Genomic DNA, 21,956 nt, shown 5'->3' on the forward strand with positions numbered 1-21,956 from the left:
CAATTCCCCTTCGGCATCTCTACGCGCGGCGCTAAAAGCGACGCATATCCTTGCACTATAACGGGAAATCGGGGGCTGGAAACCGCTTTTTGAGAGCGCCTGGCGGGCGCCTCAATATTGGTATTCGGCGAAGACAGGTTCGACTGATCCACTCCAGCGACCATTGTAGAGCGCCAGCAGATCTTCGGCGAGCGTCGCCTTCTTGGCGAGCACCTCGTCGAGCGGCGCCAGGAACTGGCTTTCGTCGATGCCGTCGCCGTTCAGCCGGTTGCGGCGCTTCAGGCCGCCGCGCGAAATAGCGATGACTTCGCGGGCAACGTCATGGAGGTTGCCAGCGCGGAATTTTGTCGCAAGCGCCTGCACTGGCACTGCGTCGCGCATAGCGCTCACCTCCTCGAAGGTCCAGTCGCGCGTCAGTGTCTCGGCGGCATCGAGCGCTTCGCGGTCGTAGAGCAGGCCGACCCAGAAGGCCGGCAGTGCGCAGATCCGCCGCCACGGCCCGCCATCGGCGCCGCGCATTTCGAGGAAGCGCTTGAGCCTGACGTCGGGGAACAACGTCGAAAGATGGTTCGTCCAGTCGCCCATGTTCGGCTGCCAGTCGGCAATTTCGCCCTTGAGCGCGCCGGCCATGAACTGGCGGAACGTGACGTGGGTACAGTCGTGATAGTGGCCGTCACGCACGACGAAGTACATCGGCACGTCGAGCGCCCATTCGACATAGTCGGCAAAGCCGAAATCCGGACCGAACGCGGGCGGCAGCAGGCCGGCACGCTGGTTGTCGGTGTCGCGCCAGATGTCGCCGCGCCAGGAGAGGAGGCCGTTCGGCTTGCCGTCGGTAAAGGGCGAGCTTGCAAACAGCGCCGTTGAAAGCGGCTGCAGCTTCAGTGACACCTGCATCTTGCGGCGCATGTCCTCTTCCGAGGAGAAGTCGAGGTTCACCTGGATCGTGCAGGTGCGATACATCATGTCGAGGCCCTTGGTGCCGACCTTGGGCATGTAGCGGCTCATGATGCCATAGCGCGATTTCGGCATGCGCGGGGTTTCGTCAAAGGTCCACTTCGGGCTACCGCCGATGCCGAGGAAGCGGATGCCGAGCGGCTCGGCGACTTCGCGCAGAACCGCGAGGTGCTGGTTCGATTCCTTGCAGGTCTGGTGCAGGTTTTCCAGTGGCGCGCCGGAAAGCTCGAACTGGCCGCCCGGCTCCAGCGAGATCGCACCGTTGCCCGACTGCTCCGCCAGGCCGATGATATTGCCTTCGTCGACGATCGGTTCCCAGCCGCTCTTTTCAGCCATGCCGTTCAGAAGCGCCTGGATGCTGGCCTCGCCGAAATAGGGAACGGGGCTGTTGTCCGCCTTAAAGAAGGCGAACTTTTCGTGCTCCGTGCCGATCCGGAACCGCTCCTCCGGTTTCGAACCTTCTGCCAGATAGGCGGTCAGGTCAGCAACAGAGGTTACCGGCGTCTGGTCGGTGGTATCTCGGGCCATGAGCGTCTTCTTTTGTTTGGGCGGTTCCCACTGGATAGCGGGAGTTGATGCAGGCTGCTTGAACCGTAATCAGGTGCGGTGCAAGTCAATTTCTTTCAAGATCTCATCAAAAAAAGTAGGACGATTGCTTGCGCTGGAGCAAGCTCCGTGGAACTGGGTATCGCCGACCCAACCGTACCTTGTCTTTAAGAGACCACCTTCTCCTAGGAGAAAGTGCTGCACCCTGGTTGCTCCGGAGCGACCGGCTATCGCCAGTCGCCGACAGTGGCCTGAATGACCGCCATGGCCGCGACGGCCGCGGTGTCGGCCCTCAAGATCCGCGGTCCGAGCGGAATGGCGCTGACGAAGTCGAGGCTGCGCAGCAGCGTCCGTTCGGCGTCCGAGAAGCCGCCCTCCGGACCGATCAGCAGAGCAAGCTTCTCCTCCTTGATTCCGGAAAGGACCGGCAGCGGATTCTGGCTGTCGCTGCCTTCGTCGCAGAAGATGATGCGCCGGTCGCTGGGCCAGGCGGAAAGCACGTCCTCCAGCCGGCGCGGTTCTTCGACATCGGGAATGCCGAGCACGCCGCATTGTTCGGCCGCCTCGATGACATTGGCACGGACCCGCTCGATGTTGCCGAGCTTGCCCTGCACATGCTGCGTCATGACCGGCTGCAGCACGCCTGCGCCCATTTCGACGGCCTTCTGCACGAGGTAGTCGAGGCGCCCGACCTTGAGCGGCGCGAAGAGATAGACGAGATCGCAGGGTTCCGGCTGCGGCCGCGTCTGTTCGACTGATGTCAGTACCAGCTTTTTCTTGCTGGCGAAGGAGAGCTTCGCACGCCACTCGCCGTCACGTCCGTTGAAGACGAGGATGGACGAGCCTTCCTCATAGCGAAGCACGTTGATGAGGTAGTTGAACTGTTCCTTCGTCGCCTCCTGGGTGGAGCCGGCGTGGAGAGCGTGCTCGACGAACAGTCGCTGCATGCGAAAATTGGCGCGCATATCGGGGCCTTCACATGAAAATGCTGGAGAGGATGAAATAGAGGACGGCCGACAGCGCGGCCGAGGCGGGGACGGTGATGACCCATGCGCCGACGATCGTCAGGAAATGCGAGCGGCGGACCAGGCGCCGGCGCCGCACTTCGGCGAAGTTGGTCTCCGCCGTTTCCATGAAGTCGGTCTGGCCTGTCTTCTGCCGGACATATTGCAGGCGACGCTTGGAATTGCGGATGTACCATTCACGGAAGAAGCCGACGCCGAAGACGGCGCCAACGGCGGTGTGCGTCGAACTGATCGGCAGTCCGAGCGCAGACGCAAGAAGTACCGTGACCGCGGTGGCGAGGGCCACGCAGAAGGCGCGCATGGGGTTGAGCTTGGTGATCTCCTGGCCGACGACGCGGATGAGCTTCGGGCCGTAGAGAAGCAGGCCGATCGAAATGCCAAGCGCACCGATCGCCAGTTCCCACAGGGGTGCCGGCGATTTCTCGGTGGTAATGACGCCGTCCAGGGCAGAAACAATCGCGGACAGCGGGCCGATCGCGTTGGAGACGTCGTTGGCGCCGTGCGCGAAGGAGAGAAGTGCCGCAGCCAGAATGAGCGGCGCCCGAAACAGCTTGCGAAGTGACTGGTTGCGATTGTCCAGTCCTTCTGACTGTTTGTAGATCCACGGCTTGGTCAGAAAATAGACGACAGTACCGATGATGACGCCGAGGCCAAGTCCCGTTGGCAACGAGATTGCCGCAACCTGGACCAGGGCGATCTCCGCGAGATATGCGGTGAAGCAGCCCGCGGTGACACAGAGAATGACCGGCATCCATCGCCTTGCTGCGGCGATCTTGTCCTCGCGGTAGATGATGAATTCCTTGAGGAAAGCAAGGAAAGCGGCGGCTATCGCGCCGCCAAGCAGTGGCGAGACCGACCAGCTCATTGTGATGCCGGCAAGGGACCACCATTGAACGCTGGAAAAACCGGCCGCGGCAATGCCGGCGCCGACGATACCGCCGATGATCGAGTGTGTGGTGGATACAGGCGCCCCTGAATAGGTGGCGATATTGATCCAGGCCGCAGCGGAGGCGAGTGCCGCCATCATGATCCAGACGATCGTCTGTGGGCCGAGCACGTCTTCGCCGTAGACGATGCCTGCCTCGATCGTCAGCGCGACCTGCCGGCCGGCAAGCATCGCGCCGGCGACCTCGAAGATGGCAGCGATGATGAGTGCCGTCGCCATCGACATGGCCTTGGCGCCGACGGCGGCGCCGACGTTGTTGGTCACGTCGTTGGCGCCGATGTTCATGGCCATGTAGCCGGCAATGGCGGCCGCGGCGATGATGATCGGCGCGCTCGCAGAACTCGTCACGAAGCTTGCAGCGAAGGCCATGCTGAGCAGCAGAAAGAGACCGGCGAGCGCCGGTGCCGCGAGGCTGCGACGGACATGCTGCGACGCTTCTTCGGCAAGGCTCAGCTTGTCGAGGTCTTTGTCGAGCGTCTGTTTTGCGAGGCGTATGCGCGGCTGTGCCACTGCCTGTAACTCCATTGTCACAATGGCCACTAAGGCCACTGCAACACGCATTCAAGTGGATTTGATGGACATCGGTTCCACGCGTGTCGGGAACCCGCGTTCAGGGGGGCACTGGATGCCCGGGAGATGGCCTGGAAGGCTAGCCGTTCGCAGCCTTCGGCATCGACGCAGGCGCCGCCGCCATGCGTTCGCCGAAGGCGAGAATGAGGTCCTTCAACGACGGCTCTGCCACCCGCGAAGCCGCCTCCTTGTAGTCGACCCATTCGAGCTGCCGGCGGCCTTCCTCGGGGAAGTGCTTGCAGAGGTCGTCGACTTCGAGGGCATGGACCTGCACCTTGACCGAGATCTTCAGCCCATGGTCCATGCGCTTCTGGTAGAGATAGTATCCGATCGTCGACTTCTGCACATGCCCTTTGACACCGGCCTCTTCGTAGGCCTCGCGCTCGGCCACCTCGTGGGCGCGCTTGCCCTGCATCGGCCATCCTTTGGGAATGACCCAGCGACCGGTGTCGCGGCTGGTGATCATGAGGATTTCGAGGGCCTTGGTCTTCTTGCGGATCCGATAGCAGAGCGCGGCATACTGCATGCGCGCCGGGCGGCGCAACATCAACTGAACGTCGGATGCGAGTCTGTTCAAGAAGTTCAAGGTCGTCTGCGCTCCTCTCGGCGAATCAGTGTTCTTCTGTCTGTTAAAGGCAGTATGGCAGCGTCCTGTTGCGTGTAAATGTCGCGGCCGACGGGCAGCCGGATATGCAATCAGCTTTGCGCTGAACTGTGGTCCAGATACGACAGGATATGGTGTTTCAGCGGCGGTTTGCCAAACGCCGGCAACCGGGCGTAGGTCTGCTCCGTCAGTTCGCGCGGTCGCGCTGCTGCAGGCGCAGGCGGGCGATGCGATTCCATTCGCCGGTGCGTTCCGCCTCGCGGGTTGCTGCGGCAACGAAGTCGATATGGTTCTGCGACGCTGCCTTTGCCTTTGCCGGATCCCGCGCCATGATCGCGTCGTAGATCGCCTCGTGCTGCGCAAGCAGCCGGTCACGTGCACCCGGCGCATCGAAGACCGAGTTGCGGTGGAAGAAGATTCCCTGCTGAAGCAGCCGATAACAGGCGCGCAGCGTGTGCATCAGGATGATGTTGTGGGCGCTCTCGCCAATGGCCTGGTGCAGCTCGATATCGGCCTCGAGCTCCGCGTCGAAGTCGCCGGCGGCGTGTGCCGTGCGCATGCGTTCGATGATCCTGGTCAGGATATCCCGATCGAAATCCGTGGCGCGGGTGGCGGCCAGTTCTGCGGTCAGTCCTTCGAGTTCACGCCGATATTCGAGATAGTCCTGCGTCGCCTTGTGATGACGGGCGATCAGGTCGATCAGCGGCCTGGAGAAAATCTGCCCGACGACATCGGCGACGAACGTGCCGCCGCCATGGTGGCTCTCGACGAGGCCGCGCCCCTCGAGTTCCTTGAGCGCCTCGCGCAGAATCGGTCTCGATACGTCGAAGCGTTTGGAGAGCTCCCTTTCGCCCGGCAAGCGATCGCCATCGCGCAGCACACCTTCGAGGATCAGGAGCTCGATCTGCTGTACGACTTCGTCTGCCGTGCGGCTATGGCTGATGCGGGCGAAGAGGTCGATCTGGTCGTCGGTCACGTCTTGGTCTCCCGGATCACGATGATTTCCGGTCACTTCGGCCAAAAGATATCGTGATTCTGATAGGTTAGGGCGGAAAGGGCGACAAGTCGCGAAGGTTCCCTGATCCCGCTCTGTGCCGCAATCTAGGCAGCCGGCGCCAAGTGGTCAATTTGCTTGTCCACTTTGTGCTGGCTGACAAAAGTCAAACTGCGGCAATGCGTCCTTTTTCTTTTGCTCGTTCGATTGATAAGAAAGTGGTGATGAACGCGTGAGGGGGACAAGAGCGCTTCATGGCAAAGGGTAGTTTTGCATTTCCGGTGGCGCCGATGCGCGCCTTGGCCTTGGGCGAGGTTCATTCGCGCCCCTATGCGCTGGTGACCACACCGCGTGTGATCTTCCAGCTCGCCTTCCTGACGGACGGTGGCTCGATCGTCGATCATGCCGTGTTGTCGGAGCTGTCGCGCGCACGCGGTATCGCACCGCCGGGGCGGGACGCGAACCATCATGCAATGCCTTGGGGGCAGGGCACGTTGCGTTGGGAGCGGCACACCGAATTCTCCACCTATTTCTGGGATGCGCCGCCGCCGGAGCAGTTCGGCGGAGAGGTGTCGATCCACCCCTTCGGCGACGGCTTTTCGCCGCCGGGTTCGTTGATCTCTGGCATCCGGCTGGAAATCCGGCCGGATACGCCCGAGACCCGAGAAGCGATCAAGCTCCTCGATCCGACAAGCCTCTGCTACAGCGAAACCAAGAACGGCCAGGCGGTAATCGTCACCGACTTCCGCCAGAACGGCGACGGCCTGACCCAGATCCTGGTCATCGACCGCGGCATGACCGAGGCGGGCACTGGTGCGCTCGTTCAGCGCCTGCTCGATATCGAGACATATCGCACACTGGCGATGATGGGCCTGCCGCTTGCCCAGTCGCTGTCGCCGGAAATCCGTCGCACCGAGGATGGTTTGACGGGGATCACCCAGCGCATGAAGGAAAATGTGCGCGAGGAGGCCGACGACATGTTGGCCGAGATTACTCGGCTTGCCGCCGACCTCGAGGCGGGTGCCGCGCTCAGCCTCTATCGCTTCGGCGCCAGCCGCGCCTATTACGGCATCGTCCAGGAACGTCTTCGCACGCTTTCCGAAACACCGCTGCCGGGCTACGAGACCATCGGCACCTTCCTCGAACGGCGCCTCGCGCCGGCGATGCGCACCTGTCAGTCGGTCGAGGAGCGCCAGGCCAACCTGTCGCGCAAGCTCGCCCGCGCCACCGCCCTTCTCAGAAGCTGGGTCGATGTCGAGCTCGAACGGCAGAACAGTGCGCTGCTGAATTCGATGGATCGGCGCGCCAAGCTGCAGTTGCGCCTGCAGCAGACGGTCGAGGGCCTGTCGGTTGCCGCCATTTCCTACTACGTGGTCGGGCTGTTCGGTTATCTTGCCAAGGCTGTCAGCCACGAACTGCCGATCGATCCGGGCCTGCTGACCGGTCTTGCCGTGCCCTTCGCCGTTGCCGGTGTGTGGCTGATCGTGCGCCGCATCCGCCGCCATCACGAGGACAGCGATCACAAATAAGCAATTCCAGCAAGAGTGCGCAGCGGTCTTGCGTCCGGAATTGCGGGAAGCGAGGAAGCAGCAAAAGTGCAGAGCGGCGTCGAGGCCCCTATTGCTCCCAATAGGGGATCGGCCCGTAAAGCGCGGCCAGGTAGTCGATGAAAAGGCGCACCTTGGCCGGCAGGAACTGTCGGCTCGGATAAACGGCCGAGAGCGTCAGCTGCTTGGAACCCTCCCATTGCGGCAGCACCTGCACCAGTTGGCCGCTGCGCAATTCCGGGCCGATATCCCAGGTGGAGCGAAGGGCAATGCCAGCGCCGGCAATGACAGCGGCGCGCACGATCTCGGAGGAGTTGGTCACGAGCGGTCCCTCGGGGTGCCAGACCAGTGCGCCCTCGGGCCCTTCGAGTTTCCAGTTGTCGTTATTATGGGCGGGCAGGCAGAGATGGTCCGCGAGATCGCTGATCTCCGTCGGCGCGCCGTTGCGCGCGATATAGTCCGGCGAGGCGCAGAGCAGCCGACGCACGGGAGCGAGTTTCCGCGCGACGAGTGACGAGTCCACCAGTTCGCCGATGCGAACCGCCATGTCGAAGCCTTCGGCGACGATATCCGTGAATTCGTCCGTCAGCACGATGTGCAGTTTCAGGTCCGGATGGTCCTTCATGAATTTCGTCAGATGCGGCGCGATGTGCATCCGGCCGAACGAGGTCGGCGCCGAGATTCTGAGCACGCCGAGCGCATGCGACGAGCGACCGGAAGCATAGGCCTCGGCCTCCTCGATGCCTGAGAGAATGCCGAGTACCCGATCGTAGAAACCCTGGCCGGCCTCCGTCAGCGAGATCTGGCGTGTCGTGCGCTGCAGCAGCCGCGTACCGAGGCGATCTTCGAGCCTCTTGATCCGTTTCGAAATCACAGCTGGGGAAAAACCCAGCACCCGACCTGCGGCCGACATGCTGCCTGTGGAAACGACCCGTGCAAAAATCTCAAGATCGCCTAAATTCGTCATCAATCGTTGCCATTGTTTCCAAAACGGAAAAGCTCAATAGCATTTGCAGGGACTCTAGCCTAGTGGTAAAGAAAATAGACCAATTGACATGCGGCGGGAGAGGCTGATGGCGGAGACGATCGGTTTTCTGCAACCGAAACAGGCTGTTATCTCCCGGCGCCGCGAGATCGTCGCCGATCTCGCCGACCTCCTGCCCGAGGGCTGCCTGATCAGCGATGAGCGCGGGCTGAAGCCCTTCGAGACGGACGCGTTCATCGCCTATCGCCGTATGCCGCTTGCAGTTGCCTTGCCGGAAACGACGGAGCAGGTCGCAGCCCTGCTCAAATATTGCAGCCGCTATGGCATCCCTGTCGTTCCACGCGGCGCCGGAACCTCGCTTTCGGGCGGCGCCATCCCGCAGGAGGATGCAGTCGTCATCGGCCTTTCGAAGATGTCGCGCATTCTCGATATCGACCTCTTCAACCGCGCTGCTACCGTCCAGGCAGGCGTCACCAATCTGAACATTTCGGAGGCTGTTTCCGCCGACGGATTCTTCTACGCCCCGGACCCGAGCTCGCAGCTTGCCTGCACGATCGGCGGTAATATCGGCATGAACTCCGGCGGCGCCCATTGCTTGAAATATGGTGTCACCACCAACAATCTGCTCGGTGTGAAGATGGTGCTCTACGACGGCACCGTCATCGAACTCGGCGGCAAGGGGCTGGATGCAGGCGGCTACGATCTGCTCGGCCTCGTCTGTGGCTCCGAGGGGCAGCTAGGCATCGTCACCGAGGCAACTGTGCGGCTGATCGCCAAGCCGGAGGGGGCTCGCCCGGTGCTCTTCGGATTTGCCTCGTCGGAAGCGGCCGGCGCCTGCGTCGCCGATGTCATCGGCTCCGGCATCATCCCGGTTGCGATCGAGTTCATGGACAAGCCGGCGATCGAGATCTGTGAAGCCTTCGCCCATGCCGGCTATCCGCTCGACGTGGAAGCGCTGCTGATTGTCGAGGTCGAAGGGGCCGAGCCGGAAATGGATGCGATGCTCGCCAGCATCGTCGCCGTCGCGCGCCGTCATGGGGTGGCGACGATCAAGGAATGCCAGTCGGCAATGGAGGCGGCTGCGATCTGGAAAGGCCGGAAATCCGCCTTCGGCGCCACCGGGCGCATCGCTGACTATATCTGCATGGATGGTACCGTGCCGCTCAGCCAGCTCTCGCATGTGCTGCGTCGCACTGGCGAGATCGTCGCGAGCTATGGCCTGCGCGTCGCCAATGTCTTCCACGCCGGCGACGGCAACATGCATCCGCTGATCCTCTACAACATCAACGATCCGCAGGATGCCGCGCGCGCCGAATCTGCCGGCAACGATATCCTCAAGCTTTGCGTCGATGCTGGCGGCTGCCTGACCGGCGAGCACGGCGTCGGCATCGAAAAACGAGACCTCATGCTGCATCAGTACAACCAGGTCGACCTCGACCAGCAGATGGCGGCGCGGGCCGCCTTCGATCCGCAATGGATCCTGAACCCGTCCAAGGTCTTCCCGCTGGAAGGGCGTCCCGCCGCATGATCGTGCATTTCGAACCGGCGAGCGAAGAGGGGATTGCGACCGTCGTTCGCGCGATGGCGGCCGATAGGGCTTCGCTTGCAGTGATCGGTGGCAACACGCGCTCGGGTCTCGGAAACCCCATGCGCGCCGACCGCGTACTGTCGACGCGCCGCCTGTCCGGCATTGTCAGTTACAATCCGGCCGAGATGACGATCACGGCGCTCGCGGGAACGCCGTTACGCGAGATCGAAGAGGCACTGGCCGAAAACCGGCAGATGCTTGCCTTCGAACCGATGGACCATCGGCCGATCTTCGGCTCGTCGGGAGAGCCGACGATCGGTGGGGTCTTCGCCGCCAACGTGTCCGGCCCGAGGCGATACGTTGCCGGTGCCGCCCGCGACAGCCTGCTCGGCGTCCGCTTCGTCAACGGCGAGGGCGAGGCGATCAAGGCAGGCGGGCGGGTGATGAAGAACGTCACCGGGCTTGACCTTGTCAAGCTCATGGCCGGCTCCCACGGCACACTCGGCATCCTGACCGAGGTCACCTTCCGTGTTCTGCCGCTGCCGCCGGCGTCGGAGACCATCGTTGTCTCCGGGCTCAACGATGCCGAAGCCGCGGCTGTCATGGCCGAGGCTATGGCACAGACGGTGGAGGTTTCGGGTGCCGCGCATTTGCCCGAGAGCGTGCGCGGACGGCTCCTGGACGGCGGGCTTCCGGACGCCGCCGCGACGGTGCTGCGGCTCGAAGGGCTGGAGGCATCGGTCACGCTCCGGGCCGAAAAACTGACGAAGGCGGTCGGTCGCTTCGGGGCGGTGACACGGCTCGATGCTACCAGGACATCGAAGCTCTGGGCCGAGATCCGCGACGTCAAACCCTATGCCGACGGCACCAGGAAGCCGCTCTGGCGCGTGTCCGTCGCTCCATCGCTCGGCCACCAGTTGGTGGCGGCGCTGAGGCTTCAGACCGGCGTCGATGCCTTCTATGACTGGCAGGGCGGACTCGTCTGGCTGCGCATGGAGGCCGACCCTGAGGCGGAACTGGTACGCCGCTACATCAAGGTTCTCGGCGGCGGCCATGCAACCCTCGTTAGGGCCGAAGAGGGCTATCGTGCCGCCATTCCATCGTTTGAACCACAACCCTTGGCCGTGGCACAATTGAGCGAACGCGTCCGCGCGAAGTTCGATCCGCACCGGATCTTCAATCCGGGTCGCATGACTGCGATCTCCTGAGACGACAGCGATGGAACATGGGAGGAGCTGATGAGCGATAATGATCCGCAGACACCGTTTTCCCGAGAGACCGACAAATGGCTGGAGCCCGGCAAGATCAATGTCCAGGTGATCTATGTCCTTTATCTCGTCGGCTTTGCGGTGGGGATCACCCCGATCATTGGTGTGGTAATGGCCTATCTTAACCGCGGCAAGGGTGCGCCGTGGGTTCAGACGCACTATGAATGGGCGATCAGGACCTTCTGGATCGCCCTTTTGTTCGGAGTGATCTCGCTGCTGCTGACGGTGTTGTTGATCGGCATTCTCGGCTTCATCGCCACCGCCGTCTGGGTCGTCGTGCGCTGCGTCGTCGGATTGCAACGGGCCGCGCGCCAGGAGCCGATCACCAATCCTGAAAGCTGGATGGTATAGACCAAGGCGCAAACCCAGAAGCCGGATCCGGCCAAAGGATGCTGAAATCAGAATGCTGCGGTGACCGAGCACGTCGCAAGGGCCGGTACCGCAGAACCGGAGAGTGGAGTTCGCGTTTGCAGACCAATTTTACACCCGCACAGCTTGCCGACCCGCATGTGGCCGAATCCGAGGCCATCCTGCGCAAATGCGTGCACTGCGGCTTCTGCACCGCCACCTGTCCGACCTATGTGACGCTGGGCGACGAACTCGATAGTCCGCGCGGGCGCATCTATCTGATCAAGGACATGCTGGAAAACGGCAGGGCGGCCGACAAGGAAACGGTGACCCACATTGACCGCTGTCTCTCCTGTCTCGCCTGCACCACCACCTGTCCCTCCGGCGTCGACTACATGCATCTGGTCGACCATGCGCGGGTCCACATCGAGAACACCTATCAGCGCCCATTTAAGGACAGGCTGGCGCGTTCCGTGCTCGCGGCAGTGCTGCCCTATCCCGCGCGCTTCCGCCTGTCGCTGAAAGCGGCCGGTCTTGCTCGGCCCTTCGCAGGGGTGATGAAGCGCATGCCGTTGCTGAAGACCTTCGGCGTCATGCTCGATCTGGCACCTGCCGCCGTGCCGCAGCCCTCCGCTTCCGCCATGCCCGGCGTCCACGCGGCGCAGGGAAAACGTGTCGGTCGTGTCGCGCTCCTGACCGGATGCGCCCAGCCGGTGCTGAAGCCCGAGATCAACGAGGCGACGATCCGTCTCTTGACGCGTTTTGGCGTCGAAGTCGTCGTCTCGGCGGGTGAAGGCTGTTGTGGCGCCCTGGTGCACCACATGGGCCGCGAGAACCAGGCGCTCGAAGCTGCCCGCCGCAACGTCGACGCCTGGCTGAAGGTCGCGGACGAAGGCGGGCTCGACGCCATCGTCATCACAGCGTCGGGCTGCGGAACGACGATCAAGGACTACGGCCACATGCTCCGGCTCGATCCTGAGTATGCGGAAAAGGCGGCGCGGGTATCGGCGCTCGCCAAGGACGTTACCGAGTATCTGGCGACACTCGACCTGCCGGAACAGGATGGGATGGGCATGACGCTCGCCTATCATTCCGCCTGCTCGATGCAGCACGGCCAGAAGATTACCATGGCGCCGAAGCAGCTTCTGAAACGCGCCGGCTTCGTTGTTCGCGATCCGGCCGAAGGCCACCTCTGCTGTGGTTCGGCCGGCACCTACAACATCCTGCAGCCGGAAATCTCGGCGAAACTGAAGGCGCGCAAGGTCAAGAACATCGAGGCGACGAAGCCGGATGCGATCGCGACCGGCAACATCGGCTGCATCACCCAGATTGCCAGCGGTACCGCGATCCCCATCCTGCACACGGTCGAACTGCTCGACTGGGCCTATGGCGGGGCAAAGCCCCAGGGGCTCTGATTGACAGGAAAAAGGCCGGCTCCGTGAGGAACCGGCCTTTCAAGCCGTGCATCGCCGATGGCTGTCAGCCGCCGAAAATCTGGCGGAAAATATCGACGCCGCGATCGTTGAAATAGGTGTCGCCCGGTTTGCTGCCGGGGCCGATGACGATAACCTTGGTGCCGACGTCGGCGCGGTCGTACAGATGCTCGACGTCCTCGTTCATCATGCGGATGCAGCCCGACGACATGTTCTGGCCGATGGTCCACGGCTGGTTGGTGCCATGAATGCGGAAGATCGTGTCGCGGCCGCCCTTGTAAAGATACATGGCGCGGGCGCCGAGCGGGTTGTCGATGCCGCCTTCCTGGGTGACCGGCAGGATGCGGCCCTTGGCTGCTTCGCGGACGCGCATTTCCTTTGGCGGCGTCCAGGTCGGCCATTCCGCCTTGCGTCCCACCTTCACCACGCCCGACCAGCCGAAGCCGTCGCGGCCGACGCCGATGCCATAGCGCGTCGCCCGATTCGGGCCGTCGATGTAGTAAAGGTACTTGTTGTTGGTATCGACGATGATCGTGCCGGGGGCTTCGTCGGTTTGGAAGCGGACTTTCGTGCGCCAGAATTGTTTTGCCGGTTTCTTCGGGGTGGCCACGAGTACAATGTCGGATGACTTGACCTTGGTCCCAGTCGTTGGCGTCGGCGTGAAAGCCGAGGCGCTTGCGGCGGCAAGAATAGTGCTGGCCGCGATGGCGATCGCGACCACTTTGCTGGCATGACGGTTCATATACGATTCCCTCTAAACCCTCGTTGCAGGCAGGCTATGCAAAATGCGGCTAAGTTCAAGCCTGCGATACAGCCGGCGGACCGCCGAACTAATATCTGTTCATACTGCTGTTGCCTGAAAATCACGCATAGGCAACAGCAACACGTGCGAGGGAGAGGGAATATTCTATGCTATGCTCCAATTATATGACGATAACCTTCGTGCCCAGCTTCACGCGCTCATAGAGGTCGACGACGTCTTCGTTGCGCATGCGAATGCAGCCGGAGGAAACGGCATAGCCGATCGTCCAGGGCGCATTGGTCCCGTGGATCCGATAAAGTGTCGAGCCGAGATACATGGCGCGTGCGCCAAGCGGGTTTTCCGGGCCGCCGTCCATGCGCGCCGGCAGGTAGTGGCCCTTGGCGGCTTCGCGGCTGATCATCTCCTGCGGCGGCGTCCAGCTCGGCCACTCGGCCTTGCGGGTGACCTTGTGGGCGCCTGCCCATTCAAAGCCGGGCTTGCCGACGCCGACGCCATAACGCCGTGCCTCACCGTTGCCGGTCACCAGATAGAGGAAGCGGTTGTTAGTATCGATGACGATCGTGCCCGGCTGTTCCTTGCTTTCGTAGGCGACTGTCTGCGGCAGGTATTGCGGGTCGAATTTCGACTTGACCGGCCGTTGGGCGCGCGTGGCGTTCGCCGGCTGGATTAACGGGTTGATGGCGCGGCGCTTGACCTGCGGCTGGCCGACCTGCCCTTGATAATACTGTTTTCGGGTGGCCGCTGGAATCTGCTGCCGGTAGATCACCTGCCGCGTGCGGGCCTGTTGCCCACCGAGCTGCATCACCCAGGGAGCGGTGAGGTCAGGGCTGACGACAACGGGAGGCCGGTTCTGATACCTGTCCTGTGCCTCTGCCTGGCCGGCGACGAAGGTCAGAAGGGAGGCGGCTATAAGAAGGGATTTTTTCAACATCGGACGGACTCGCTACCTTTCGCCGAAATTCACCAAGGGGGCGCAGACAGCCGAGAACCGGACGCTCAAGCGGGGGTATGCGCCTTGGCAATGGCGCGATCGTGTCACCGGGGGGCCACCGAATGGTAAACGGCGCTTCATTAAAAGACGATGGTGCCGATAAAGCTTTGGGTAGGGTTATCCGCCGCTTTAGGAATCTGGTTTGCAAATGGTAAAGGCACCGAAATGGCGAATGTGGAGCGAGAAAAGCGATGACGGCGAGCGGCATAGTGATCGGTGAGGATGGACTTCAGCGCTGCGCCTGGCAGGGCAATCTCGACGACTATCGTCGCTATCATGACGATGAATGGGGACGCCCGGTCACGGACGACCGCCGCCTGTTCGAGAAGATCTGCCTTGAAGGCTTCCAGTCCGGCCTGTCGTGGCTGACGATCCTGCGCAAGCGCGAGGCATTCCGTGCCGCCTTTGCCGGCTTCGATTTCGACAAGGTCGCGAAGTTCGGTGAGACGGACATCGAGCGCTGCCTTGGCGACACGGGCATCGTCCGCCACCGCGGCAAGATCGTTTCGACCATCAACAATGCCCGTCGCGCCCAGGAGCTCAGACAGGAATTCGGTTCTCTTGCGGGCTATTTCTGGTCGTATGAGCCGCAGGCAGCGGAACGCCCGAAACTGGTGACCTATGAGGCGATCGTCGCCAATCCGACGACCCCGACCTCGACGCGGATTTCCAAGGACCTGAAAAAGCGCGGCTGGACCTTCGTTGGTCCGACGACGATCTACGCCTTCATGCAGGCCATGGGCCTCGTCAACGATCACATCGAAGGCTGCCATTGCCGCACAGCGGTCGAGGAACTGCGTGGCAAGCTCGTAAGGCCCGGGGCCGGCGTGGCCTGATTGATGCGCCCGTCGTCAGATTGGCGATGGGCGTTTCCGGGCGAAGGCTTAGCAGGAGCGAGCGCCGTCGAGGCGGTCCTTGGAACCACTTCAATCCGGAGAAGGGTTGTTGGTGGATTCAAGCTTTGTGTTCAAACGCAGAGCATCACACGCTCGCGCGGAAAGGCGAAGACGCCTTGCAGCAGATCCTCGCCACCAGGCGTTCCCAACGCCGACCGCCCGATGCAGAAAAGCTGCGCTTTCAAGGTCGGCACGTGCACCATGGCAGTAAAGCAGAAGGATGAGGACGAAGCGCTCGCCTGTTCGAGAATGTTGAGCACGGTCGGGCGATCCTTTCGGTCATAGGCGCGCACCAGATCGATGACGCCGCAGGAAGGAGCGGAGATGCCGAGCAAGGCGGTGGTCTGTTGGCCGAGCTGGAAAATGCCGGTCGCGAGATCGCAGCGCCAGGCTTCCATGAAGTAGGTCGCCTCGTCGAGGCCCCGCATCCAATTGTCATCGGCGCCCAGATGACCGGGCCGGATCGCCCCACAGCCTGGTGTCATGAATCTCAACATGATGCCCATCCCTCTCTTCGCGCCGGTCGCGAGAAGCCTCTGCAGGAAACCGCCATTCCCGATGAAATGTTCGCCGTTCCATGTTGCCGTTGGGGTCTTCGGTCCGATGTTCTCATCGCATCCGGAGTGACCTGTGGGTCAATGCTCCAGGCCCAAGTTAGCCGATCATTTCCCTGATCGAAACGTCGACGGATCGCCCGGGTGATAAACTTTCGGTGATTATTGTCGCTCTATTACTCCTTATAGTTGAGGTCAAGTCGTTCCGATCAGTGGGGTCGAGGCAATCGGCTCCAGCTTCGTCTCGTGCCGAGTGCCCCGCATAGCTTGCCACGACCGGCGCGACGTCACGCTTTGCGCGGTGCAAACCCTTGCCGCCCCCCACTTGATCCGATAGGGAAAGCTGCCAACACGCTGACAGCCCGGAATGCTCCCATGACCGAGAAACAGAAGAAACCGCAGAAGCTCAAGGCGCGCCTGCCGCGCGGCTTTGTCGATCGCTCCGCCGCCGATATTCGCGCGACAGACGAAATGATCGGCAAGATCCGGGCCGTCTACGAGCATTATGGTTTCGATCCGGTCGAAACACCGCTGTTCGAATACACCGATGCACTTGGCAAGTTCCTGCCCGACAGCGACCGTCCGAACGAGGGTGTCTTCTCGCTGACGGACGACGATGATCAGTGGATGTCGCTGCGCTATGACCTGACGGCGCCGCTCGCCCGCCACGTTGCCGAGAACTTCAACGAGATCCAGCTGCCGTTCCGCACCTACCGTGCCGGTTACGTCTTCCGCAATGAGAAGCCGGGCCCCGGCCGCTTCCGCCAGTTCATGCAGTTCGACGCCGATACGGTCGGTGCCGCCGGCGTCCAGGCGGATGCCGAAATGTGCATGATGATGGCCGACACCATGGAAGCGCTCGGCATCGCGCGCGGCGATTACGTCATCCGCGTCAACAACCGCAAGGTGCTCGACGGCGTCATGGAAGCGATCGGCCTTGGTGGCGACGACAAGGCCAACGCCCGCCTGACGGTTCTTCGTGCCATCGACAAGCTCGACAAGTTCGGCACAGAAGGCGTGCGGCTCTTGCTTGGCGAAGGCCGCAAGGATGAAAGCGGCGACTTCACCAAGGGTGCGGGCCTCAGTGCCGAGCAGATCGACAAGGTGCTCTTCTTCGTCGGTATCAAGGACTATGCGACAAGCGCTGCCGAACTTGCAGCCCTTGTTGCCGGCACGTCGAAGGGCGGCGAAGGCGTCGAGGAACTGAACACCATCCGCAGCCTGGTATTGAGTGCCGGCTATGAGGCCGACCGCATCAAGATCGATCCCTCGGTGGTACGTGGTCTCGAATATTATACCGGCCCGGTCTTCGAGGCCGAGCTGCAGTTTGCCGTCACCAACGAGAAGGGCGAGAAGGTCGTCTTCGGTTCGGTTGGCGGCGGTGGCCGCTATGACGGCCTCGTCTCGCGCTTCATGGGGCAGCCGGTGCCGGCGACCGGCTTCTCGATCGGCGTGTCCCGCCTGATGACGGCGCTCAAGAACCTCGGCAAGCTCGGCGCCTCCGAAGTTCTGGCCCCGGTCGTCGTCTGTGTCATGGACCGCGACATCGAGAGCATGGGCCACTACCAGCGCTTCGTGCAGCAGCTCCGCCACGCCGGCATCCGTGCTGAAATGTACCAGGGCAACAAGAAGAACTTTGGTGACCAGCTGAAATATGCCGACCGTCGCGGTTCGCCGTTGGCCGTCATTCAGGGCGGCGACGAGCGCGCCGCGGGTCTCGTGCAGATCAAGGACCTGATCGAGGGCAAGCGCCTGTCGGGTGAAATCGAGGACAACGCGGCCTGGCGCGAGGCGCGTGTGGCTCAGGTTTCCGTCCCGACCACGGAACTGGTCGAAAAGGTACGCGAGATGCTGGCGGCGCAGGCCGAGGATCGGGCAAGGGGCTGACGGTCATGGCCCTCATCAACCTGCCTGCCTTCGCCGACGAACTGCTTGCCGACTTCGAAAGCCTCGGCACGCTGCGCGTCGATACCCCGGTGATCCAGCCGGCCGAACCCTTCCTCGCCATGGCTGGCGAGGATCTGCGACGCCGCATTTTCATGACCGAAAGCGAAACGGGCGAGAGCCTGTGCCTGCGTCCTGAGTTCACGATCCCGGTCTGCCTGCGCCACATCGAGGCGGTGACCGGCACGCCAAAGCGCTACGCTTATCTCGGCGAGGTCTTCCGCCAGCGCCGCGAGGGCGGCAACGAGTTTTATCAGGCCGGCATCGAGGATCTCGGCGACACCGACATCGCTAGTGCCGATGCGCGCATCGTCGGTGATGCCATGCGGGTCGTTGCCAACCGCTTGCCTGGCCGCACGCTCAGTGTGACGCTCGGTGATCAGGCGGTGTTCGAGGCGGTCGTCGGCGCCTGCGGCCTGCCAGCCGGATGGCAGAAGCGGCTGATCCATGCCTTTGGCGACCAGAAGCACCTAAAGAAGCTGCTCACGGAACTCGCCCATCCGCGTACGGTCGGTGTCTTCGGCCCAGAGGTGGTCCGCCTGTCGATGGACGGACTGCTCGAGGATGAAGCCCGCCTCGTCGCCCATATCGCCGAAACGATGGAAGCGACCGGCTACTCCACCAATGCCAGCCGTTCGCCGCAGGACATCGCCCGGCGGCTGAAGGAAAAGATGGAGCTGGCGAACACGCAGCTCGATCGCAAGACGCTGGACCAGGTTGGCGCGTTCCTGGCGCTCGATGTGCCGCTTGCCGATGCTCCGGCGGCACTCTTTGCCTTCGCGCAGAAGTCCGGCCTCAAGCTCGATGAGGCGCTCGTCCGTTTCGAAGCCCGTGTCGCAGCACTTTCCAAGGCCGGTGCCGACATCGGCGCAATCCGCTACCGCGCCGCCTTCGGACGTCCGCTCGACTATTACACTGGCCTCGTCTTCGAGGTCGAAGTCGCCGGCATTCAGGCGGTTCTCGCCGGCGGAGGTCGCTTTGACCGGCTGCTGACGCTGCTCGGCGCCCGCGAACACATTCCCGCCGTCGGTTTCTCGCTCTGGCTCGACCGCATCGAAAAGGCGATTGCCTCTGAAGGAGGCGTCCAATGACCATCACCATCGCGCTACCGTCCAAGGGGCGGATGAAGGACGACGCCTCGGCGATCTTCGAGCGGGCCGGCATGAAGATTGTCGCCGTCGGCAATGACCGCTCCTATCGCGGCCGGGTCGAGGGTTCTGATGATGTGGAGATCGCTTTCCTCTCGGCCTCCGAGATTTCGCGAGAACTCGGAAGCGGCGCGATCGATTTCGGCGTCACCGGCGAGGATCTTGTACGCGAGGGGCTTGCCAATGCCGATGCCCGCGTCGAGTTCTGCGCTCGTCTCGGCTTCGGTCACGCCGATGTCGTCGTCGCGGTGCCGGAGATCTGGTACGACGTCGACACCATGGCCGATCTCGGCGATGTTGCCGCGGACTTCCGTGCTCGGCATGGCCGCCGCCTGGCGATTGCGACCAAGTACTGGCGGCTGACGCAGAACCATTTCTCGGGCAGCCACGGCATTCAGCTCTACCGCATCGTCGAGAGCCTGGGCGCCACCGAAGGCGCGCCGGCTTCCGGGTCTGCCGACATCATCGTCGACATTACCTCGACTGGCTCGACGCTGAAGGCGAACCATCTGAAGATTCTGACGGACGGCGTGATCCTACGTTCGGAAGCCTGCCTGGTGCGGGCGCGTAAGTCGGCGCATGACGGCGATCCGGTTGTGGCACGGGTTATCGCAGCCGTTCGTGGCGTACTTTGACGCTGCGAACGGGGCAGGGCGCACCCTACGGCAAACTCGGTGGCCCTGAGGACTGCAAAAAATAAAGTAGGGCCCTCACAAAGCGCGCCCTCCGCTCCTATGTAAGTCCTGCGGACGGCTCTGCCGTTTCCCGACATCCCGTTTCAGGAGACCTTCATGGCCGATCTTTCCACCTTCCCGATCACCAAGCGCTGGCCGGCGAAAAACCCAGATTTGATCCAACTCTATTCGCTGCCGACGCCAAATGGCGTGAAGGTCGCGATCGCGCTCGAAGAGTTGGGTCTTGCCTACGAGCCTCACCGGGTCGCCTTCGACGCCAACGAGCAGAAATCGCCGGAGTTTCTCTCACTTAATCCCAATGGCCGCATCCCCGCGATCATCGATCCCAATGGTCCGGATGGAAAGCCGATTGGCCTGTTCGAGTCCGGCGCGATCCTCATCTATCTGGCGGAAAAGACCGGCAAGCTCCTGCCCGCCGATGCGGCCGGTCGCTACGAGACGATCTCCTGGGTGATGTTCCAGATGGGCGGCATCGGCCCGATGTTCGGCCAGTTCGGCCATTTCTTCAAGTTTGCGGCCGACAAGGTCGCCAACAATTCCTATCCCGTCGAGCGCTACCGCGACGAAGCCAAGCGCCTCCTCGGCGTGCTCGAGGCACGCCTTGAGGGGCGGCAATGGCTGATGGGCGACGAGTACACGATCGCCGATATCGCCACGTACCCGTGGGTCGAAGGTGCCCGCCGCTTCTATGGCGGTGCCGAGGTTCTCGAGTACAAGAGCTTCCCGAACGTGATGGCCTGGGTCGATCGCGGTCTCGCGCGCCCTGCGGCTCTGAAGGGCATGGAAGTGCCGCGCAAGGAATAGCAATCGCGACAGCTCTGTGTCTGAGTTGACGAAGCTCGGGCGCAGGGCTAGGCCTTGCTGTACGGTCGAATAAGAAACGGGTGGAAAGCGTGTCAGGAAGGCTTGTAGTTGTCGGTGGCGGTCAGGCCGCCTTTGCCCTGGTTGCCAAGCTGCGTGCGCTCAATGACGAGCGGCCGATCACCATCGTTGCCTCCGAAGCGAGCCTGCCGTACCAGCGCCCGCCGCTTTCCAAGAAATACCTGTTGCGCGAGATGAGCCTCGACCGGCTCCTCTACCGGCCGGAAGCCTGGTACGGCGATCACAATGTCGACGTGCGGCTCGAGACGACGGTGACCGGGCTTGATCGCGCCAGCAAGCGCGTGACGCTCAGCAGCGGGACGTTGCTCGAATACGAGGTGCTGGCCTTTGCCACCGGCGCCACCCCGCGCCGGTTACCCGCCTCCGTCGGCGGCGATCTCGATGGTGTGTTCGTGGTGCGCGACTTCAGGGACGCGGATCGCCTTGCCGAGGAAATGAAGCCCGGCCGCCGCGCCTTGGTCGTCGGCGGCGGTTACATCGGCCTGGAGGCGGCCGCTGTTGCCCGCACCAGCGGGCTCGAAGTCACCGTCATCGAAATGGCCGACCGCATCCTGCAACGCGTCGCCTCGTCGGCGACATCCGGCCTCGTGCGCGATATTCACCATGCCCGTGGCGTCGACATCCGCGAGGGCACCGGCCTCAATCGTCTCGTTGGCGAAAATGGCCGAGTGACCGCAGCGGAACTTTCCGACGGATCGACCTTGCCGGTCGACGTCGTCATCGTCGGGATCGGCGTCACAGCCAATGACCGCCTGGCGCATGATGCGGGGCTGGAAACCGCCGGCGGTATCGTCGTCGATGCCTTTGGACGGACCGCCGACCCCGCGATCTTCGCCATGGGCGATTGTGCCGTGCTTCCCTGGGAAGACATGCGTATCCGGCTGGAATCGGTGCAGAACGCCGTCGACCAGGCGGAGGCCGTTGCAGCGATCCTCGCCGGCGGCGAACACCCCTATGAACCCAAGCCCTGGTTCTGGTCCGATCAGTACGACGTCAAGCTGCAGATCGCCGGCTTCGGCCTCGGTCATGACGAAACGATCGTCAGGCTCGGCCAGCGCGAGGGCAGCGTGTCTGTCTGGTATTTCCGGCAGGGGCGACTTGTCGCCGTCGATGCGATCAATGACGCCAAGGCCTATGTGACGGGCAAGAAGCTGCTCGAAACCGGCATCAATCCCGACCGGGCCGTCATCGCCGATCCGCAATCGGACCTCAAGGCGCTGCTCTCCCAACCCTGAGTGGCAGAACCACGCCTGGCGGCGTTTCCCGCCTGCTGCAACTTGCAGGCGGTTCGATTTCAATTTTCATTAACGACGAAACGACTGTTTTGCCTCG

The 21,956-nt window shown here is 62.6% G+C and carries 20 protein-coding genes; 11 read left to right on the forward strand and 9 right to left on the reverse strand.

Annotation, left to right across the window (positions count from 1 at the left end; genetic code table 11):
• Positions 1-111: 111 nt before the first annotated feature.
• From PWG15_RS02045 to PWG15_RS02065, 5 genes are all read right to left on the reverse strand, one after another.
• A complete protein-coding gene (locus tag PWG15_RS02045; RefSeq protein WP_275022837.1) occupies positions 112-1,485 on the reverse strand; it encodes a glutamate--cysteine ligase in 1,374 nt (457 codons plus the stop codon).
• Between the two features lie 245 nt (positions 1,486-1,730).
• On the reverse strand, positions 1,731-2,468 hold the full coding sequence (locus tag PWG15_RS02050) for a 16S rRNA (uracil(1498)-N(3))-methyltransferase (protein WP_275022838.1): 738 nt from the start codon (positions 2,466-2,468) through the stop codon (positions 1,731-1,733).
• A 10-nt stretch (positions 2,469-2,478) separates the two neighbouring features.
• Entirely contained in the window at positions 2,479-3,984 is a 1,506-nt protein-coding gene (locus PWG15_RS02055; RefSeq protein ID WP_275022839.1) for an inorganic phosphate transporter, read from the reverse strand.
• A gap of 139 nt (positions 3,985-4,123) precedes the next feature.
• Positions 4,124-4,630, reverse strand: a complete 507-nt coding sequence (locus tag PWG15_RS02060; RefSeq protein ID WP_275022840.1) for an NUDIX hydrolase — start codon at positions 4,628-4,630, stop codon at positions 4,124-4,126.
• Between the two features lie 205 nt (positions 4,631-4,835).
• Positions 4,836-5,624 (reverse strand): FadR/GntR family transcriptional regulator, encoded by a 789-nt coding sequence (locus tag PWG15_RS02065; protein WP_275022841.1) that lies wholly within the window; start codon positions 5,622-5,624, stop codon positions 4,836-4,838.
• Between the two features lie 272 nt (positions 5,625-5,896).
• On the opposite strand from PWG15_RS02065, the gene PWG15_RS02070 reads away from it, so the two are divergent.
• Positions 5,897-7,171, forward strand: coding sequence for a DUF3422 family protein (locus PWG15_RS02070; RefSeq protein ID WP_275022843.1), 1,275 nt, complete (start codon positions 5,897-5,899; stop codon positions 7,169-7,171).
• Positions 7,172-7,259: 88 nt separating this feature from the next.
• On the opposite strand, the gene PWG15_RS02075 is transcribed toward PWG15_RS02070, so the two are convergent.
• Positions 7,260-8,156, reverse strand: a complete 897-nt coding sequence (locus tag PWG15_RS02075; RefSeq protein WP_275022844.1) for a LysR family transcriptional regulator — start codon at positions 8,154-8,156, stop codon at positions 7,260-7,262.
• 106 nt (positions 8,157-8,262) lie between these two features.
• On the opposite strand from PWG15_RS02075, the gene PWG15_RS02080 reads away from it, so the two are divergent.
• From PWG15_RS02080 to glcF, 4 genes are all read left to right on the forward strand, one after another.
• Positions 8,263-9,702 (forward strand): FAD-linked oxidase C-terminal domain-containing protein, encoded by a 1,440-nt coding sequence (locus tag PWG15_RS02080; protein ID WP_275022845.1) that lies wholly within the window; start codon positions 8,263-8,265, stop codon positions 9,700-9,702.
• Entirely contained in the window at positions 9,699-10,910 is a 1,212-nt protein-coding gene (gene glcE / locus PWG15_RS02085; RefSeq protein WP_275022846.1) for a glycolate oxidase subunit GlcE, read from the forward strand. The genes PWG15_RS02080 and glcE overlap by 4 nt, the downstream gene beginning before the upstream one ends.
• A 30-nt stretch (positions 10,911-10,940) precedes the next feature.
• Positions 10,941-11,321 carry a DUF4870 family protein gene (locus tag PWG15_RS02090; RefSeq protein WP_275022847.1) on the forward strand — a complete coding sequence of 127 codons (381 nt, stop codon included), beginning with the start codon at positions 10,941-10,943 and terminating at the stop codon, positions 11,319-11,321.
• A 116-nt stretch (positions 11,322-11,437) separates the two neighbouring features.
• Positions 11,438-12,733, forward strand: coding sequence for a glycolate oxidase subunit GlcF (gene glcF, locus PWG15_RS02095; RefSeq protein ID WP_275022848.1), 1,296 nt, complete (start codon positions 11,438-11,440; stop codon positions 12,731-12,733).
• Between the two features lie 64 nt (positions 12,734-12,797).
• Here the strand turns inward: glcF and PWG15_RS02100 are convergent, their stop codons facing one another.
• Positions 12,798-13,493 (reverse strand): L,D-transpeptidase, encoded by a 696-nt coding sequence (locus PWG15_RS02100; protein ID WP_275022849.1) that lies wholly within the window; start codon positions 13,491-13,493, stop codon positions 12,798-12,800.
• Between the two features lie 181 nt (positions 13,494-13,674).
• The gene (locus PWG15_RS02105) at positions 13,675-14,445 is read right to left on the reverse strand and encodes a L,D-transpeptidase (protein ID WP_275022850.1); all 771 of its coding nucleotides are present in this window, start codon (positions 14,443-14,445) and stop codon (positions 13,675-13,677) included.
• A 251-nt stretch (positions 14,446-14,696) separates the two neighbouring features.
• Between PWG15_RS02105 and PWG15_RS02110 the strand changes: the two genes are divergently transcribed.
• A complete protein-coding gene (locus PWG15_RS02110; protein ID WP_275022851.1) occupies positions 14,697-15,341 on the forward strand; it encodes a DNA-3-methyladenine glycosylase I in 645 nt (214 codons plus the stop codon).
• Positions 15,342-15,472: 131 nt separating this feature from the next.
• Here PWG15_RS02110 and PWG15_RS02115 read toward each other — a convergent pair whose 3' ends face one another.
• Positions 15,473-15,898 carry a hypothetical protein gene (locus tag PWG15_RS02115; protein WP_275022852.1) on the reverse strand — a complete coding sequence of 142 codons (426 nt, stop codon included), beginning with the start codon at positions 15,896-15,898 and terminating at the stop codon, positions 15,473-15,475.
• Positions 15,899-16,330: 432 nt separating this feature from the next.
• Here PWG15_RS02115 and hisS point away from each other — a divergent pair, with 432 nt between their 5' ends.
• The 5 genes from hisS (at position 16,331) to PWG15_RS02140 (ending at position 21,859) form a co-directional block, all read left to right on the forward strand.
• On the forward strand, positions 16,331-17,842 hold the full coding sequence (gene hisS, locus PWG15_RS02120) for a histidine--tRNA ligase (RefSeq protein ID WP_275022853.1): 1,512 nt from the start codon (positions 16,331-16,333) through the stop codon (positions 17,840-17,842).
• Between the two features lie 5 nt (positions 17,843-17,847).
• On the forward strand, positions 17,848-18,990 hold the full coding sequence (locus PWG15_RS02125; RefSeq protein ID WP_275022854.1) for an ATP phosphoribosyltransferase regulatory subunit: 1,143 nt from the start codon (positions 17,848-17,850) through the stop codon (positions 18,988-18,990).
• Positions 18,987-19,682 (forward strand): ATP phosphoribosyltransferase, encoded by a 696-nt coding sequence (gene hisG / locus PWG15_RS02130; protein WP_275022855.1) that lies wholly within the window; start codon positions 18,987-18,989, stop codon positions 19,680-19,682. The genes PWG15_RS02125 and hisG overlap by 4 nt, the downstream gene beginning before the upstream one ends.
• Before the next feature lie 156 nt (positions 19,683-19,838).
• The gene (locus PWG15_RS02135) at positions 19,839-20,546 is read left to right on the forward strand and encodes a glutathione binding-like protein (RefSeq protein ID WP_275022856.1); all 708 of its coding nucleotides are present in this window, start codon (positions 19,839-19,841) and stop codon (positions 20,544-20,546) included.
• Between the two features lie 89 nt (positions 20,547-20,635).
• Positions 20,636-21,859 (forward strand): NAD(P)/FAD-dependent oxidoreductase, encoded by a 1,224-nt coding sequence (locus PWG15_RS02140; RefSeq protein WP_275022857.1) that lies wholly within the window; start codon positions 20,636-20,638, stop codon positions 21,857-21,859.
• The last annotated feature ends 97 nt before the right edge of the window (positions 21,860-21,956 follow it).

The organism is Ensifer adhaerens, from assembly GCF_028993555.1.
GTDB lineage: Bacteria > Pseudomonadota > Alphaproteobacteria > Rhizobiales > Rhizobiaceae > Ensifer > Ensifer adhaerens_I.